13 protein-coding genes are annotated in these 17934 nt (G+C 54.7%); 9 read left to right on the top strand and 4 right to left on the bottom strand.

Annotation, left to right across the window (positions count from 1 at the left end):
* Positions 1-9: 9 nt before the first annotated feature.
* Positions 10-1929: a molecular chaperone DnaK gene (dnaK, locus tag TRICHSKD4_RS05810; protein WP_040616427.1), complete on the bottom strand. Its 1920-nt coding sequence runs from the start codon at positions 1927-1929 to the stop codon at positions 10-12.
* A gap of 263 nt (positions 1930-2192) precedes the next feature.
* Here dnaK and TRICHSKD4_RS05805 point away from each other — a divergent pair, with 263 nt between their 5' ends.
* Positions 2193-2813 carry an alpha-ketoglutarate-dependent dioxygenase AlkB gene (locus TRICHSKD4_RS05805; protein ID WP_009466531.1) on the top strand — a complete coding sequence of 207 codons (621 nt, stop codon included), beginning with the start codon at positions 2193-2195 and terminating at the stop codon, positions 2811-2813.
* Between the two features lie 17 nt (positions 2814-2830).
* On the opposite strand, the gene ubiB is transcribed toward TRICHSKD4_RS05805, so the two are convergent.
* Positions 2831-4414 (bottom strand): 2-polyprenylphenol 6-hydroxylase, encoded by a 1584-nt coding sequence (gene ubiB / locus TRICHSKD4_RS05800; RefSeq protein ID WP_009466530.1) that lies wholly within the window; start codon positions 4412-4414, stop codon positions 2831-2833.
* A 4-nt stretch (positions 4415-4418) separates the two neighbouring features.
* The gene (gene ubiE / locus TRICHSKD4_RS05795; RefSeq protein ID WP_208993033.1) at positions 4419-5168 is read right to left on the bottom strand and encodes a bifunctional demethylmenaquinone methyltransferase/2-methoxy-6-polyprenyl-1,4-benzoquinol methylase UbiE; all 750 of its coding nucleotides are present in this window, start codon (positions 5166-5168) and stop codon (positions 4419-4421) included.
* A 229-nt stretch (positions 5169-5397) separates the two neighbouring features.
* On the opposite strand from ubiE, the gene mutM reads away from it, so the two are divergent.
* The 7 genes from mutM to gyrB all read left to right on the top strand — a co-directional run bounded on the left by mutM (position 5398) and on the right by gyrB (position 15386).
* Complete coding sequence (gene mutM / locus TRICHSKD4_RS05790) at positions 5398-6291, top strand: bifunctional DNA-formamidopyrimidine glycosylase/DNA-(apurinic or apyrimidinic site) lyase (RefSeq protein WP_009466528.1); 894 nt, start codon at positions 5398-5400, stop codon at positions 6289-6291.
* A 112-nt stretch (positions 6292-6403) separates the two neighbouring features.
* Positions 6404-7177 carry an enoyl-CoA hydratase gene (locus TRICHSKD4_RS05785; RefSeq protein ID WP_009466527.1) on the top strand — a complete coding sequence of 258 codons (774 nt, stop codon included), beginning with the start codon at positions 6404-6406 and terminating at the stop codon, positions 7175-7177.
* Positions 7178-7358: 181 nt separating this feature from the next.
* Positions 7359-7625: a 30S ribosomal protein S20 gene (rpsT, locus tag TRICHSKD4_RS05780; RefSeq protein WP_009466525.1), complete on the top strand. Its 267-nt coding sequence runs from the start codon at positions 7359-7361 to the stop codon at positions 7623-7625.
* A gap of 1220 nt (positions 7626-8845) precedes the next feature.
* Positions 8846-10330 carry a chromosomal replication initiator protein DnaA gene (gene dnaA / locus TRICHSKD4_RS05770; RefSeq protein WP_009466523.1) on the top strand — a complete coding sequence of 495 codons (1485 nt, stop codon included), beginning with the start codon at positions 8846-8848 and terminating at the stop codon, positions 10328-10330.
* Between the two features lie 169 nt (positions 10331-10499).
* Positions 10500-11618 (top strand): DNA polymerase III subunit beta, encoded by a 1119-nt coding sequence (gene dnaN / locus TRICHSKD4_RS05765; RefSeq protein ID WP_009466522.1) that lies wholly within the window; start codon positions 10500-10502, stop codon positions 11616-11618.
* A 32-nt stretch (positions 11619-11650) separates the two neighbouring features.
* Entirely contained in the window at positions 11651-12790 is a 1140-nt protein-coding gene (recF, locus tag TRICHSKD4_RS05760) for a DNA replication/repair protein RecF (RefSeq protein WP_009466521.1), read from the top strand.
* A 142-nt stretch (positions 12791-12932) separates the two neighbouring features.
* The gene (gyrB, locus tag TRICHSKD4_RS05755) at positions 12933-15386 is read left to right on the top strand and encodes a DNA topoisomerase (ATP-hydrolyzing) subunit B (protein WP_009466520.1); all 2454 of its coding nucleotides are present in this window, start codon (positions 12933-12935) and stop codon (positions 15384-15386) included.
* 47 nt (positions 15387-15433) lie between these two features.
* Here gyrB and TRICHSKD4_RS05750 read toward each other — a convergent pair whose 3' ends face one another.
* On the bottom strand, positions 15434-17152 hold the full coding sequence (locus tag TRICHSKD4_RS05750; protein ID WP_083782740.1) for a sensor domain-containing diguanylate cyclase: 1719 nt from the start codon (positions 17150-17152) through the stop codon (positions 15434-15436).
* A 236-nt stretch (positions 17153-17388) separates the two neighbouring features.
* Between TRICHSKD4_RS05750 and TRICHSKD4_RS05745 the strand changes: the two genes are divergently transcribed.
* Complete coding sequence (locus tag TRICHSKD4_RS05745) at positions 17389-17838, top strand: septal ring lytic transglycosylase RlpA family protein (protein WP_009466518.1); 450 nt, start codon at positions 17389-17391, stop codon at positions 17836-17838.
* Positions 17839-17934: the final 96 nt, after the last annotated feature.

Below are 17934 nucleotides of genomic sequence, written 5' to 3'. Positions count from 1 at the left end.
CAATTCAGATTAGGCCGACTTCTTGTCGTCGTCCTGAACCTCTTCGAAGTCGGCATCGACGACATCATCGTCCTGAGCAGACGCTTCAGCATCATCGGCGTCAGCACCTGCCTCTGCATCGGCCTGAGCAGAAGCATACATAGCTTCGCCCAGTTTCATGGATGCGTCAGCCAGTGTCTGTGTCTTGACCTTGATGTCTTCGCCATCTTCTCCGTCCAGAGCCGTTTTCAATTCGGCCATGGCAGATTCAATAGCGCCTTTGTCTTCTTCGCTCACCTTGTCACCGAAGTCCTTCAGGGACTTCTCGGTGGAGTGGTACAGCGACTCGCCCTGGTTCTTGGCTTCAACCAACTCTTTCCGCTTCTTGTCCTCATCGGCGTGAGACTCAGCGTCCTTGATCATTTGATCGATATCGGAATCACTGAGGCCACCAGAAGCTTGAATGCGGATCTGCTGTTCCTTGCCAGTGCCCTTGTCCTTTGCCGACACGTTCACGATACCGTTGGCATCAATGTCGAACGTGACTTCGACTTGCGGGACACCGCGTGGCGCCGGAGGAATGCCGACCAGGTCGAATTGACCGAGAACCTTGTTGTCCGCAGCCATTTCGCGCTCGCCCTGGAATACGCGGATGGTTACAGCCGTCTGATTGTCTTCCGCCGTGGAGAACACCTGGCTCTTCTTGGTCGGAATGGTTGTGTTCCGGTCGATCAGGCGTGTGAACACACCGCCGAGAGTTTCAATCCCCAATGACAGCGGGGTAACATCAAGAAGCAGAACGTCTTTCACGTCGCCCTGCAGAACGCCAGCCTGAATGGCCGCACCCATGGCAACCACTTCGTCAGGATTCACGCCTTTGTGCGGCTCCTTGCCGAAGAAGTTCTTAACCGTCTCCTGGACCTTCGGCATGCGTGTCATGCCGCCGACGAGAACGACTTCGTCGATTTCGCCTGCGGAAAGACCTGCGTCTTTCAGTGCTGCTTCCATCGGCTTGACGGTGCGCTTGACGAGATCATCAACCAGCGCCTCAAACTTCGCACGGGTCAGCTTCAAGGTCAGGTGCTTAGGACCGGAGGCATCTGCAGTGATGAACGGCAGGTTGACTTCGGTTTGCGACGAAGACGACAGCTCGATCTTGGCTTTTTCGGCAGCTTCTTTCAGACGCTGCAGAGCCAGCTTGTCGTTCTTCAGATCAATTCCCTGATCCTTCTTGAACTCTTCAGCCAGATAGTCGACCAGGACCATGTCGAAGTCTTCACCGCCGAGGAAAGTGTCGCCGTTGGTAGACTTCACTTCAAAGACACCATCGCCGATTTCCAGAATGGAAACGTCGAAAGTACCGCCACCAAGGTCATAAACCGCAATGGTCTTGCCGTCGTTTTTGTCGAGGCCATAAGCCAGCGCTGCTGCGGTTGGCTCGTTGATGATGCGCAGGACTTCCAGACCAGCAATCTTGCCGGCATCTTTGGTCGCCTGACGCTGTGCATCGTTGAAGTAGGCCGGAACGGTGATCACCGCCTGGGTCACGCCTTCGCCGAGATAGCTCTCAGCGGTTTCTTTCATCTTTTGCAGAATGAAAGCGGACACCTGCGACGGGGAGTATTTTTCACCATCGGCTTCTACCCAAGCGTCGCCGTTGTCCGCCTTCACGATTTCGAACGGAACCAGCTTCTTGTCTTTGGCGACGGTCGGATCATCGAACCGACGGCCAATCAGACGCTTGACTGCAAAAAGGGTGTTTGTCGGGTTGGTAACCGCTTGACGCTTGGCCGGCTGACCGACGAGGCGCTCGCCATCATCAGAGAATGCCACCATGGACGGAGTTGTCCGGGCGCCTTCTGCGTTTTCGATTACCTTGGAATCTTTGCCGTCCATAACGGCGACGCACGAGTTCGTCGTGCCGAGGTCGATACCAATGACCTTTGCCATATCTGCCTCTCTTTCTAGCAAACCGAAAAGACCCGGGTCGGCATCCTTTCGGCTCCTCTCACAAAAAACTCCGGGCTTCACCCGGACACTGAGCCACCTTTGACATTTCAGCCACTCAGCGGTTACCCGCTATATAGGTGGAGGATAATTCGCTCGCAAGTCACGAACTCACTGTGTTTTGCTTGCGCCGGCTTATAATTCTGTAAAACCTTGCCGGACCGCAGCTCTTCATCGCGCATTTTTACAAGCCAAACTGGAAACACATGGCAAAATCCACACCTTTCCCCAGCGGGTTCCAGTTCCTTGCCGAACATTTCGACCGCGTTCAGCAGGAAAATTTGCTGGACATTATTCGCGATGTTTTGGGCAGCGCACCGCTCTACCGGCCGGAAATGCCACGCACAGGAAAACCCTTCTCTGTTCGTATGAGCAATTGCGGGGCGCTCGGCTGGGTGTCCGACAAAGATGGCTATCGGTACCAGCCAACCCATCCTGTGACGGGAAATCCCTGGCCGCCGATCCCGGAAATCCTGCTCAGTCTATGGCAGGAGCTTTCACCTGATGCAGCATTGCCAGAAGCCTGTCTCATCAACTTTTATAATGAAGATGCCCGCATGGGCCTACATCAAGACCGGGACGAAGAGACCTTTGATGCACCAGTGATTTCGGTATCTCTAGGGGATACGGCGGTCTTTCGTATTGGAGGAGTTGAGCGCAAGAGCCCGACCCGATCCATGAAACTGCAATCTGGAGATGTTGTTGTCCTCGGCGGGGAGGCTCGTCTTGCGTTCCATGGGATAGACCGGCTTGTCCCGAACACCTCGACCTTGATGCGACAAGGAGGCCGAGTGAACCTGACCTTGAGACGGGTCACCAAACCCTAAAACCAGAAATATTGGCGTCAGCTCAGCACGTCAATGGCCATTGTCGCCATAGAAATGGCGATCACCCAAAGGGCGATGCGGCCTGAGCGGGTGTAGCGAGCCTCAGCCTTACCGATGGCCTCAGCGGTCTCAGCATCAAAACGAAGACCGCTGTTTGTCATCTTTTCCAGCTCTTCTGACATGCGCCCAATGCGATCGGCGAAAAGCGGCAGGTCATTGGCCATGCGACCCAGCGCTGAGAAGACGTCGCCTGCATCCCGAAGTTTGCCGACGGGGCCGAGATGCTCCTTGATCCAATCACCCACCACGGGTTCTGCCGTCTTCCACATATCCAGCCGTGGATTGAGGGACCGGGCGACGCCCTCGACCACCACCATGTTCTTTTGCAGCATGATAAGCTGGGTCTGGGTTTTCATTTCAAAGAGTTCGGTCACTTCAAAAAGCTGGGTGAGCAGTCGTGCCATCGAAATCTCGCTGGCATCATGGCCGTGGATCGGTTCGCCAATCGCCCGAATGGCCTGAGCGAACATATCGACATCCTGATGGGCTGGAACATATCCGGCTTCAAAATGCACTTCCGCCACCCGGCGGTAATTGCGGATGATGAAGCCAAAGAGGATTTCGGCCAGAAATCGGCGTTCCAGCTTTGACAAGCGCCCGACAATGCCGAGATCAACAGCAACGAGCGTTCCATCCGACTCTACGAACAGGTTACCCTGATGCATATCGGCGTGGAAGAACCCGTCGCGCAGCGTGTGGCGCAGAAAACTCTGAATGACCGCATTGCCCAGCTCTTCCAGTTCATGGCCTGCTGCTTTCAGCCCGTCCACATCCGACATCTTGCAGCCGTCGATCCACTCCATGGTCAGCACGCCCTTGGCCGAGCGCAGCCAATCCACATTGGGGACACGAAAACCCGGATCATCAGCTGTATTCTCGGCCATTTCGGAAAGCGCAGCTGCTTCCAGACGAAAATCCATTTCCATGGCGACCGATTGCGCCAACGTGTCGACGACCGCCACCGGTCTTAACCGGCGCGACGGTTCGTGAAAGCGCTCTGCAAGATGAGCCACCAGATAATAGCTCTCCAGATCGCGCTTGAACCGACGTTGCACACCGGGGCGCAGTATTTTCACTGCAACCTTGCGCTCAGTTCCGTCCTTGTCGCGCACAACAGCGGGGTGAACTTGCGCAATGGAGGCCGCAGCAACGGCTACACCAAATTCAACAAAGGCCTCTTCAACCGGCATGCCAAGTTGCTCTGCAACAGCCTTTCGCGCTTCTTCATGATCGAAAGCCGGAAGCCTGTCCTGCAAGGCTGACAGATCCTTGGCCGCTTCCTTGCCGACAACATCGGCCCGCGTTGCCAAAAACTGCCCCAGTTTGACGTAAGAAGGCCCGAGACGATTCAGCGCATCAGACAAGCGAAGCTCTGCGCTTTTGTCCTTTACCGCGCGCCGTTCAAGCAGTCTTGCAACGGAAATCGCGACGCGCGGACCCGTTGGCAAGTCCGGCAAGTGGGCAAGCCCGAACACGCCTTCCCGCGCCATGACAAACCCGGCTCTGGCAAGCCGAAACAGAGGCATTACTGCAAATGGCATAAATTTAAAGCTTCCAACCTGAATGGAGCGCGGCAATTCCGCCGGAATAATTGCGATAAGACACCCGTTCGAACCCGGCCTCGCGGATCATCTGGGCGAATTGCTCTTGATGCGGGAACTTGCGAATGGATTCCACCAAGTATCGGTACGGCTCTCCATCTCCGGTTACCATTTTCCCCATCGCCGGGATGGCGTTGAAGGAAAAGCTGTCATAGACCTTGTCGAGACCCGGAACATCGACTTCCGAGAATTCCAGACACATGAAGCGGCCGCCCCGCTTCAACACCCGCCGCGCTTCGGCCAAGGCCTTTGGAATATCGGGGACGTTGCGAATGCCAAAGGCAATCGTATAAGCGTCAAAGCTCTTGTCCGGGAAAGGCAGGTCCTCCGCATTTCCTTGAGCGAACTCGATGTGATCTGACAAACCCGCCTTTGCCGCCCGGTCCTTTCCAACACCCAACATGGATTCGTTGATGTCGCAGACGACTGACGACACACTCAGGCCGGACTTCTCCACAACCCGTGTTGCGATATCACCGGTTCCCCCAGCAACATCCAGATGACGCCAACTGCCAGATTTCGTTTTGGGCGGCGCCAGAAAAGAAACCATTGCATCTTTCCAGGCCCGGTGCAGACCGCCAGACATAAGGTCATTCATAATATCATAGCGGCTGGCTACCTTGTGGAACACATCGTCCACCAAAGCCTGCTTTCGTCCCTCTTGCACTTCGATGAAGCCAAAGCTTGTGGGCATATCGTCCGGCGAGCGACTGGTCCGTTGCCCCCGGTCAATGTTTTGCGCCATATCTCGTCTCCTGTCCGCCATTTTTCCGGGCGTGCAATTGGGTCGATCCTGATGACCGCCTATATAGTGTGTTGCAGAACCATAGACCAAGCTGGCGGACTGTTCCATGTTGGCCAGCGTCGATTCCGCATATGCCGCAGGGCTATAGCGCGCCACTCGTCAGGAGACCAGTGCTTCCATGCCAGAATTACCAGAAGTGGAAACCGTCAAGCGCGGCCTTGCCCCAAGCTTTGAAGGGGCTGTGATTGCTAAACTGGACCAAAACCGGCCAGACCTGCGCTTTCCCTTTCCGGAAAACTTCGAGGGTCGCCTGACCGGACACAAGGTGACGGCCTTGTCTCGGAGATCCAAATATCTACTGGCGGACATTGAGACCGGCGATGTGCTGGTCATGCATCTGGGCATGTCCGGGTCCTTCCGCATTGAAACAGACGCGGATGAGCTTTCTCCCGGAGCATTCCAATTTGAGCGATCAAAAAACCCGAAGCACGATCACGTTGTCTTCCATCTTGAGCAAAAGAGTGGGGCGACTGCACGTATCATTTATAATGACCCTCGGCGCTTTGGGTTTATGACACTTATTGAGCGCGCGACACTTGGCGATCATCCTCTCTTTGCCAAGATGGGGATGGAGCCACTAGGAAATGATTTGGACGGACAGCAGATTGCAGATCTCTTTTCAGGAAAAAAAGCTCCTCTAAAAGCCGCACTGCTTGATCAACGTCTCATCGCTGGCCTTGGCAATATATATGTGTGTGAAGCCCTGTGGCGCTCTGGCCTCAATCCAATCCGTGCGGCTGGAACACTAGCCACCAAGACCGGACGAGCTACCGACAAGGCCAAACTTCTGGCGGAAATGATTAGAGACACATTGTCAGATGCCATTGAGGCTGGCGGCTCCACTTTGCGTGACCACACCAAAGCAGACGGTTCGCTGGGATATTTTCAGCACAGCTTTGCCGTTTATGACCGGGAAGGAGAGCCATGCCGGACGGAAGGCTGTGGCGGAACCATCGAACGCATTGTTCAATCCAACAGGTCGACATTTTACTGTCCGCGCTGCCAGCGTTGATGCCCTTGCCTGCGTTTGCACCCAGAAAAGTCATGGCTGTGCGCTTGCCGCTGGCGCGCCCGTCGGGTACCCCTTTTGCCAAACATTTGGCTTCAGATGTGGGAGAAACCCGATGGGATATGAAAATATACGCGTCGAAAAACGCGGCAAGGTGGGGCTCATTACACTGGACCGCCCCAAAGCCTTGAATGCACTTTGCGCAGCACTTGTAGAAGAGTTGAGCGCCGCCCTTGATGCGTTTGAAGCCGATGAACGCATTGGCTGCGTTGTTCTGACCGGCTCGCAAAAGGCCTTTGCAGCTGGCGCTGATATCAAGGAAATGCAGCCTCTTGATTTCACGCAAGCTTACATGACTGACCTTATTACCCCTTGGGAGCGTGTCAGCCGCAACCGGAAGCCGGTTATTGCGGCCGTGGCCGGTTACGCGCTCGGCGGCGGATGCGAACTTGCCATGATGTGTGATTTCATCATTGCAGCTGATACGGCCAAATTTGGCCAGCCTGAAATCACGCTCGGCACCATGCCGGGCGCCGGCGGCACTCAACGTCTGACTCGTTTTGTCGGAAAGTCCAAGGCTATGGAAATGTGCCTGACCGGTCGCATGATGGACGCAGAAGAAGCTGAGCGCTGCGGCCTTGTCAGCCGAGTGGTGCCCGCGGACGACCTGATCGAAGAGGCCATGAAAGCGGCCGAAAAAATCGCCGACTTTTCCTTGCCAGTCGTCATGCTGACGAAGGAAAGCGTCAACCGTGCCTATGAGACCACTCTTGCCGAAGGCATGCGGTTTGAGCGGCGCGTCTTCCACGCAACATTTGCGACAGAAGACCAGAATGAGGGCATGACAGCCTTTATGGAAAAGCGGACGCCGCAGTTCCGTAACAAATAAGTGGGTCTCAAACTGCGCAAACCCGTTGACGGGATGGCAGCAGATGACTATAAGCTCCCCTCAACCGGTGGCGATACTCTCGCCGCCGTCGTTTTTTGATCGGGTCTGCCTCCCGCCTTGGTGCGAATGGTTCCCCGGTCGTAACCGGACAGTGTTCCAATCACGGATCAGGATTGAGCCCATGGCCAACACACCCTCGGCCAAGAAGGCGGCCCGCAAAATTGCCCGCCAGACGGCCACGAACAAAAATCGTCGCAGCCGCGTTCGGACGTATCTGCGTAAGGTCGAAGAAGCCATCGCCTCTGGCGATCAGACAGCTGCAAACGATGCATTGAAGTCCGCTCAACCGGAAATCATGCGCGCAGCATCAAAAGGCGTCATGCACGCCAACACGGCTTCCCGCAAGGTGTCCCGTCTGAATGCCCGCATCAAGGCACTCAGCGCCTAATATTCTGTCTTTCCAGACGGAAACAAACCCGGCCAACGTGCCGGGTTTTTTTGTTACCCGTCCAAGTCATATGCTTTAATCCGGCTAAATGTATAAACAGCACTTAGTTATTATCACAAACTCGAATATGTCAGAATTTGTTCTATTTTTTCAGATAGTTACACATACGTTACGCAATCGATATGAGCAGCTCATGGATTCGCGTGCTGTCAAGTTTTTTCTCTTTGAATTTTTTTCCAACCCCAGCTTTTCCAATTGTGACAATGCATACATTTGAAAAAATCCTTATCGTTAAAAGTGTTTGCACCCAGCTCTGACAATGGGGCTGTAAGAGTGACGCTAGGTAGCTAGGCAGGTCATTAACTTTTTGTTAAGCCGCCCCTGTTGCCGAGACCAAGAAGGCTGTATATCTTTCACCCATCGGCACTTAAGAAAGCCGAATGCAAACCAAAAAAGATCTGTCTGGACCTAATAAAATGTTCAAGTCTAAGATAAATAGATCAAAGTATGTGCACAGTAGAATATCGACTATTCCCGACTCCCATCACCTCTAACCCTACCAAATAAAATCCGAAAAACTATTCTGTAGTCAGAGCCAACAAATAACAATGACTCAGTCATTGAACAAGGAAGCTGTATGCGCCCGTCGGTTGTAAATATTGTTGCACATTGCGCTAAAGGCGTGGTCGCTCATGCAATGACCGACTCCTGTGATACGTTTCGGACAAAAAAAATGAGCACTGCAAACCTTGCGAAAACTGGCATTATAGACGACTTCCAACCGTCGGGTTTTAAAGGCATTAGCAAAGGTCGCTTGGTCGGGAGTGACACAGCTTCACATCTTCAGGACTGTCATTGCTTAGAAAAAGAGCTTGACCCAAAGCCCTGGATGGACTTTTTGTGCGCGGCCAGCGGCACTGGCCCAGCCCCCTTTTTTGGTAAGGCCTTTCAAAGCCATCAGGCCATTCAGCTGACTGATGGTAGTTCTCTGGCACGACCGGCCCAGATCGTTAGACCGGCACAGGACGAAACTTGTTTCGCTAACGAAACAGTCTCGCCTGACTCCGAAATTCTGTCTTAGGGCAGATATTGGGCAGCCGTGGCTGGCTGCTCTCAAATAATCGCTCCGGAATAGGAGCATGGAAATATGCCGCATTCCGCGGCGCGGTGGCAGAAGAATGACTGTGGCGGATCATTCTTCGAAATGACAGGAGGCGTATATGCAGGTTCAGGAGACAACTGGCTCCGAACACTGGAATCGGGTCAAGAAGAGCTTACGTGCAGAGCTCGGCGATGACGTGTTTTCCAGCTGGTTTGCAAGAGTGGATCTGGAAGAGCATGCGGACGGCACAGTTCGCCTGTCTGTTCCGACCCGGTTCCTCAAGCAATGGATTCAATCGCACTACAATGATCAACTGATCGGTTTGTGGAAGCGCGAGTGCGAAGGCGTTCATCGGATCGAATTGACGGTTCGCGGAGCTATTCGGCCGCGTCAAGTGGCAGCAACCCCTCGCCAACCGGCTTTGGGGTCAGCAAAAAAGGCCCTTCCGGCCTCAGCCGACATTCGAACAGGCGGCGCATCTGCTGAGCCAAACCGTGTAGCAGCCGCGCAGGCAGCGACAGCGGCTCTTGGCCGTGGCGATTCCACCAGCGACAATTCCAAAGATGTGTTGCAAGGGGCCGCTCTGGATCCGAAATACACGTTCGACACGTTTGTGGAAGGGGAGTCCAATCAGTTGGCACTGGCTGCGGCGCGGCAAGTCGCGGCAGGCGGAGCGGTCACGTTCAACCCCCTATTCCTGCATGCTTCGGTTGGGCTTGGCAAAACGCACCTGATGCAGGCTGTGGCTGCGAAAGCTCGCGCCTCAGGCCGCAAGGTGCTTTACCTAACTGCCGAGCATTTCATGTATCGGTTTGTCTCGGCACTTAAGGCCCAGTCGGCTCTCGCCTTTAAAGATACACTGCGGACAATCGACCTTCTTTTGATCGATGATATGCAATTTCTTCACGGCAAGCAGGTTCAACAAGAGTTCTGTCATACGCTAAACGCGCTGATTGACGGCGCACGTCAGGTGATCGTTGCAGCAGACCGCGCACCATCTGAACTGGACAGCCTTGATGATAGAGTTCGTTCTCGTTTGTCCGGAGGTCTGGTGGTCGGCATTCATGAGCCAGACTTCGTGTTGCGCCGGAATATCTTGGACTCTCGCGTAATCCTGGCGCGCAAGACGTATCCAAACTTCGAAGTACCCGATCAGGTTCTGGACTATATCGCCCGTCATGTTGCGTCCTCCGGCCGCGATCTTGAAGGCGCCCTGAACCGGTTGATTGCCCATAATCAACTGACCAATCAGCCAATTACACAGGAAATGGCTGAGTTAACCCTTCGCGACCTTGTTCGCTCCAGCGAACCTCGCAAGGTAAAAATCGAAGACATCCAACGTGTGGTGTCCAAGCACTACAACGTGACCAAAGCCGATCTTTTGTCAGCCCGCCGGACCCGGACGATTGTGCGCCCACGTCAGATCGCCATGTATCTGGCCAAGGTCATGACACCTCGCTCGCTTCCGGAAATTGGACGCCGCTTTGGCAATCGCGATCACACAACCGTGCTTCACGCAGTGCGCAAAATCGAGGAGCTAGCCAAGGGTGATTATGCTCTGGCTCAGGAAATCGAACTGCTGAAGCGCATGCTGGACGCGTAATCTCCAGAAACCGACTTTTTCAGGGGCGACTTTCGGGTTGCCCCTCTTGCATTTCCCCCCTGTTGAGGGCAGTGTCGATGCCCCGCTCCAGCCTCTGGAGCCCCAAAACATCAACTGCCAGCCCCGGTTCTGTTACGGGCGCACGGCTTTATCAGTACGGATCTTGCGTATGAAAGCGACCCTCGAGCGGACCGACCTTCTCAAGTCCCTAACCCATGTTCACCGGGTTGTGGAGCGCAGGAACACGATACCGATCCTGTCCAATGTTCTGCTGCGCGCAGATGGTGGCTCGCTCAATCTCAAGGCGACCGATCTGGATCTGGAAATCGTTGAATCCATTCCTGCCATGGTCGAAATGGGCGGCGCGACCACTGTCCCCGCTCACATGTTCTATGACATTGTTCGCAAACTGCCAGACGGTTCTCAGGTCGTTCTGGAAACAACAGGCGACAACAGCACGTTGGAGATCCGGGCTGGACGGTCGCGTTTCACACTTCAAATGCTGCCAGAGTCTGACTTTCCGGACCTGACCGCCGGAGACTTCTCTCATGGTTTCGCCCTGACTGCGGGCGATATCCGCAAGCTGATCGACACAACACAGTTTGCCATTTCGACTGAGGAAACACGCTATTATCTGAACGGTATTTACCTGCACACGGTGAACACGCCTTCTGGCGAACGCTTCCGCGCAGTTGCAACAGACGGTCACCGGCTGGCACAGGCAGAAGTGACTGCTCCAAACGGTTCGCATGGCATGCCAGGCATTATCGTACCGCGCAAAACCGTCGGCGAAATCCAGAAGCTTCTGGAAGAGCCGGATGCCAATGTTCAGATCGAGCTTTCGGAGACGAAAATCCGTATTACGACGGGTGCAGTCGTTCTGACGTCCAAATTGATCGACGGAACCTTCCCGGATTATGGCCGCGTCATTCCGCAAGGAAATGACAAGGAAATGCGGGTGGACCGCGACGAGTTCAAAGAAGCGGTGGACCGTGTGTCCACCATTTCTTCAGAGCGTGGTCGGGCCGTGAAGCTCTCCTTGTCCGATGGGCGGATGGTTCTGACCGTCAACAACCCGGATTCCGGCAGTGCGACGGAAGAGCTGGCTGTTGAATACACATCTGATGCGATGGATATCGGGTTCAATTCACGTTACTTGCTCGACATTGCAAATCAGCTATCCAGCGATACCGCTCTGTTCCGTCTCGCAGATTCCGGCTCACCGACTCTCATTCAGGACAACACGGTTGATGATTGCCTGTTTGTCCTCATGCCAATGCGGGTCTGACCGTCGGCCAGCCCTTGCAAAGGTGAGGCGCCATGGCAGACGTCCGCGTAGCCCGGCTAAACCGACTGAGCCTGACCAATTTCAGGAATTATGCGTCGCTGGACCTTGATCTGGCGGCGCAACTTGTTGCGTTTGTTGGGGCAAATGGTACGGGCAAGACCAACATTCTTGAAGCGGTTTCCTATCTGACAGCAGGTCGCGGCCTGCGGCGTGCCAATCTCGCCGACATCACCTGCAAACAGGTGCAAGAAGGTGGCTGGAGCGTTGCATCAAAAGTTGATCAGGACGGCCTGGATGTTTCAATTGGAACCGGCCTAAAGCAAAACGAGGCCGGGCGCCGGGTCCGCATCGACGGCGTAGACCAACGCACGTCTGACAGCCTTCTCGACTACGTTCGCATCCTGTGGCTCATTCCCGCAATGGACGGGCTCTTTACGGGTCCCGGCTCAGATCGTCGCCGCTTTCTGGACCGACTCACCCTGTCACTCAACCCCGCCCATGGACGGCAGGTCTCTTCCTTCGAAAAGGCGCTTCGCCAACGCAATCGTCTGTTGGAGCAAGGCGGATCGGCCTCCTATCTTACAGCTGTTGAGCAACAAGTGGCTGAACTTGGCACTTCTGTCGCCCTATCCAGACGGGAAACCGTCAGCCTGCTGCAAGGCACCTTGAGCGAACAGGCAGAGCTTGGCCTTCCCTTCCCCATCGCCGGCCTTGAGCTCACCGGTGATTTTGAAGCCGAGACGGAGGGGCTGTCTGCCTCAGATCAGGAAGACCATTTTCGCAAATTGCTGGAAGACGGGCGCCCCAGAGACCGCGCGGCTGGACGCACCTTGACCGGGCCCCATTTGTCCGACCTTCATGTCCGACACACAGCCAAAGACATGCCCGCCTCGCAATCTTCAACCGGGGAGCAAAAGGCGCTTCTTATCGGACTTATTCTGGCACATGCAGACTTGAGCGCTTCAGTGAGTGGTTTGACGCCTATTTTGCTACTGGATGAAGTCGCAGCACATCTTGATCCGAACCGACGCGAAGCGCTTTTTGCACGCCTTGATGCCCTTGGGTGTCAGGTGTTCATGACCGGAACCGACGAGAGCCTCTTTGAAAGCCTGCCAATTCCATCGCAGATATTTGCAATCGAAGATGGCAAAGCTCGTCTGCTGTCGGTGTAAACCTTCGTCAAACGCGCAAAATTCAAGGGTTTTCCACCATTAACGGCGTTTCTGGCGCTGTGCCGGACGGCCATGGTTGAACGCGCCCGTAGACCCCTTATAACGGGATGATCTTATCCAATTCGACCGGTGACCGATTCGCATGAGCGACACTTCCCTTCCCGACCAAACGCCTTTTGACGATCCCAACCAAGGCGCGGAATATGGCGCTGACTCGATCAAGGTTCTCAAGGGCCTTGATGCCGTTCGAAAGCGCCCCGGCATGTATATCGGGGACACCGATGATGGGTCGGGCCTTCACCACATGGTGTATGAGGTTGTTGACAACGCCATTGATGAGGCGCTGGCCGGGCATGCGGACCATGTGACAGTCTGCCTGAATGCGGATGGTTCAGTGACCGTTGCCGACAATGGACGCGGCATTCCCACAGACGTTCACTCCGAAGAAGGGGTTTCCGCTGCAGAGGTCATCATGACCCAGCTGCACGCAGGCGGTAAGTTTGACCAAAACTCCTACAAAGTGTCGGGCGGCCTTCACGGCGTCGGTGTTTCCGTAGTGAACGCCCTGTCCACCAAGCTGGAATTGCGCATTTGGCGGAATGACCAGGAACACCATATGGAGTTTGCCCATGGTGAGGCCGTCGCCCCGCTGAAGGTCGTGGGTCCGGCCAATGGCCAAAAAGGCACTCAGGTTACGTTCCTTCCGTCTCCGGAAACCTTCACCAAAACCGAGTTTGATTTCGGCACCCTGGAACACCGCTTAAGGGAACTGGCGTTTCTGAACTCTGGCGTCCGGATCATTTTGACCGACAAACGCGGTGTCGAAGAACGGGCTGAAGAACTTTATTATGAAGGCGGGCTGGAAGCTTTTGTGCGCTATCTGGACCGCGCAAAGCACCCCTTGATCGAAACACCGATTACGATCTCGACCGAAAAGGACGGGATTACCGTTGAAGCTGCCATGTGGTGGAATGACAGCTACCATGAGCAGGTGCTGTGCTTTACCAACAACATTCCGCAGCGCGACGGTGGCACCCACTTGGCTGGCTTTCGCGCGGCCTTGACCCGGCAAGTCACCGGTTATGCCGAATCCACCGGCCTTTTGAAAAAGGAAAAGGTGTCGGTCACAGGTGATGATTGCCGTGAAGGCCTGACCTGCGTCCTGTCGGTCAAAGTACCCGACCCCAAATTCTCCTCGCAGACGAAAGACAAGCTGGTTTCATCGGAGGTGCGCCCAGTTGTCGAAAGCCAGATGTCTCAAGCCTTGTCCGAATGGTTTGAAGAGAACCCTGCTCCGGCCAAGGCGGTTGTCAGCAAGGTTGTCGAGGCGGCCTCTGCTCGCGAAGCGGCTCGGAAGGCCCGCGAACTAACACGCCGCAAAGGTGCTCTGGATATTGCCTCCCTGCCCGGCAAACTGGCTGATTGTCAGGAACGCGATGCCTCCAAGGCCGAACTCTTCCTGGTGGAGGGTGATTCCGCGGGCGGATCGGCTAAACAGGGCCGACACCGGGAAAATCAGGCTGTACTGCCGCTGCGAGGCAAGATCCTGAACGTTGAACGCGCCCGTTTTGACAAGATGCTGTCGTCAAATGAAATCGGTACCTTGATCACGGCGCTTGGTACCGGCATCGGAAAGGAAGAGTTCAACGTCGAAAAGCTGCGTTACCACAAGATCATCATCATGACCGATGCTGACGTCGATGGTGCGCACATTCGGACTCTGTTGTTGACATTCTTCTTCCGGCAAATGCCGGAACTGGTCGAAAACGGTTACATCTATATCGCTCAACCTCCCCTCTACAAAGTGACCAGAGGCAAGTCCGAGCAATACCTGAAAGATCAGGCTGCGCTAGAAAACTATCTCATCTCCGGCGGTGTTGAGGATGCGTCTCTGACCCTTGCCAATGGTGAAGTTCGGACCAGCGAAGACCTGCGCCAAGTGATCGAGACTGCTCAATCCCTGACCAACATCTTTGACGGTCTCCATTCCCGCTATAGCCGGGATGTGGTTGAGCAGGCTGCGATTGCCGGCGCACTGAACCCGGACATTCTTGAGGACCGCACCAAAGCAACGGAGGCTGCAGCTTATGTTGCCCGCCGCCTTGATATTCTCGCTGACGAATTTGAGCGCGGCTGGGAAGGTGAAGCCCAAGAAGACGGAAGCCTTGTGTTCAAGCGCACGGTACGCGGCGTGGAAGAAGCTGCGATCATTGACCCGGCGCTTTTGAGTTCGGCCGATGCGCGCCGTCTCGATAGTCAGGCCACACACCTTCAAGAAATCTATGGCAAGGCTGCGGTCTTGCGCCGAAGAGACACATCGACTGAAATTCGTGGTCCGAGAGCATTGTTGCAACAGATTTTCGCCTTCGGCCAGAAGGGTATTTCGATGCAACGCTATAAGGGCCTAGGCGAAATGAACCCGGAACAGCTTTGGGAAACCACTCTGGACCCGAATGTCCGCTCCCTTTTGCAGGTCAAGGTGCGTGAGGCAGACGATGCCGACGACATCTTCACAAAGCTGATGGGAGACGAGGTGGACCCACGGCGCGAGTTTATTCAAGATAACGCCTTGAATGTTGCCAACCTCGACATTTGATTTTGGCAGGAGCCTCCCTTCAAAAAGCCGGGCCCTAGCCCGGCTTCTTATGTAGACGTGTGACTCTCCAGAATGGCTGCAAGCCCTGTCTGCCGCGCCTGCTGATGAGCGTTCCCATACCCGCCCGTCTTCGCGATAACGAAAATTCCGTGTTGCCTTAAAGCGTCAGCCCAAGCCTTCAGGAGCTCCATCAGTCCGCTTGAGCCAATGCTACCAAAGTCCACCAGATCAATGAAAAGCCAATCCGGTTTGAGCGCAAAAAACACGGAGAGGTTGGACCAGTCACCGGAAACACCGTCGACAGCTATCTGGCACCCGAGCTTTTTGGCAAAACCGACAAATTCTTCGATGATTTCTGCTTCCCTTGCCACACACGTTTCTTCAAATGTCAGACAAAGACGAGAGGCCAGCAACGGATTTCGGGCCAATCGGTATTTGAGTGCCTGACGCACCTCTGCCGATTGGGCGTTCTTCACAGACAGCGGCACAGCTAACCATTGCCTGCACTCTTCGCGGGACAAGGTATCCAGCGCTTTATCCAACGCCCAAGTGGCGACTTCATTCCCCAGATCAAAGAGCGCAAAAGGCCCGCTAGAGAAGTTTGCAACACGGTCCACCTTGCAAACAGAGACAATCTGACCGACCACCGCGCCACACGACGCAGACCGAATAGCCGTCGTTTCCAATTGAAGCTCATTGGATCCCAATTCAACTCGATCGCAGTCCGGCAATTTCGACTCGGACCTTCGAAGGCGCCGAGAGCCTGGCCAACCTCGACTTTCCTTTTTGGTAGCCATACAGCTTTGATCCGCGCGGTAGAGCAGGTCTTTTGCGGTTAGATCATCTGTTACGTCCCCCGCACCGACTCCCGTCCAACCCACTGAGCATCTGGCCGCAAAACAGGCCCCATTCAGCGTGACCTGAACCTTCTTCACCGCATCGGACATTGTCCGCGCAATATCTGCAACTTGAGAAGACTGCGCAACTGGTATGGAAGCAGCAAACTCGTCTCCTCCCAGGCGAGCGACAACTCCGTTTCCGCCACCATCTGCTTCTTGAAGGACCGCCTCAGCATTTTGGGCAACACATCTTAAAACCTCATCGCCCGCCTCATGACCCCCTGTATCATTGACACGTTTAAAGTCATCAAGATCGAAGTAGAGAATCGCAATCGCGTTTAGTGCCCCCGCTTTGAGCGCACTAAGGTGGGCTTCCAGACGCCGAAAAAAGGCGCGGCGGTTGGCAAGGCCGGTCAGTTCATCTTGATAGGCCAACTTCCTGAGCGTGCTGACCTCCTCGGCAAAGGCATTTTGGGCTGGCGTAACGCAAAAATTGGGGCTCAAGCTTGCCGACTTCCAATGTACCAAGAGAAGTGGCGCGCGGCCGTTTTCCGGTTGAACAGCAGCCGCTATCAGCGTGTTGGTGACAAATGTTCCGTTTTTCAGGTGGATCGGGCCGTCCAATACGGTCCGCTCCGCTTTCTCTGCTACGTTCAGGAGCGATTTTATCCGTGTCCAACTGGCGTAGGAAAAGCACCTCGACAGAGGACGTTCAGGACCCGCTGGAACCGCTTTGAAAAACTCCGCATTCGCTGCCACCAAATTGCCAACACGGTCAACGAGCAGTGCAGGATCGGATATGGCCTGCAACAACGGGCCATAAGCACCGGCTACAACTGTCTCACCTCCCGCACCCACGGGCCGTTTAAACTGCGGAGGTGCGTATGGCACAGGTTTATGGACGCGAGTCGGCTCTTGTCCGTTCACAGGGCAGCTCTCTGGTCTTCGTGTTTACTTATCCTCCCGAAATACTCACGACACGTTTCGGGCTCTCTAGAGCTAACACACTTAACGAATACCTAAATCCGCGTTGCATTTTGCACACAGGTTAATGATTTTTTATAATTAACGAAGCGTTAATATGATCTACATCTTCTTTGAGTGATTTTGATACTCGTTAGACCCACACCCGTAAGCGTTGCCCTTATGCGAACACGAAATCATTGTTAGTGGTTCGTCCAAACCTTCTATCTAACAACAAAGTCGCATCGATGTCCCATTTCAACACCTTCAGCTTGGCCCTCCACCTGGTCTTCTGCATCAGCTTCACGACCAACGCTGAAAGCGCGACTTTTGTTCAATGTGGGAAAGCGTCCTGGTATGAATTGACCAGCAAGACGGCCAGCGGCGAGATGGCCAATCCGAACGGGCTAACTGCCGCCCATAGAAGCCTGCCGTTTGGAACAATAGTGACTGTGCGCAATATGGCGAATGGGCGGACAGTAGAGGTCCGGATCAATGACCGCGGGCCTTTTGTGAAGGGCCGCGTGATTGACGTAACTCGAAAGGCGGCTGAACAGCTCGGCTTCAAATCCAAAGGGATCGCGAAAGTTCAAATTGAAGCGAATATACCAGCCTCGAATTCAAAACATTCCGGCAGTCGATGCCAGTGATCCAGACGGCTGATGTTAGGGACGCACTGCGCGCCTACAGCTGAAGAGCGCACACCCTGGAATTGTTTCGCAAGGCTGAAACAATATCCCTCACTT

Origin of the sequence: Roseibium sp. TrichSKD4, from assembly GCF_000148725.1 — a bacterium.
GTDB lineage: Bacteria > Pseudomonadota > Alphaproteobacteria > Rhizobiales > Stappiaceae > Roseibium.
This window is presented reverse-complemented; position numbering and strand designations above follow the sequence as displayed.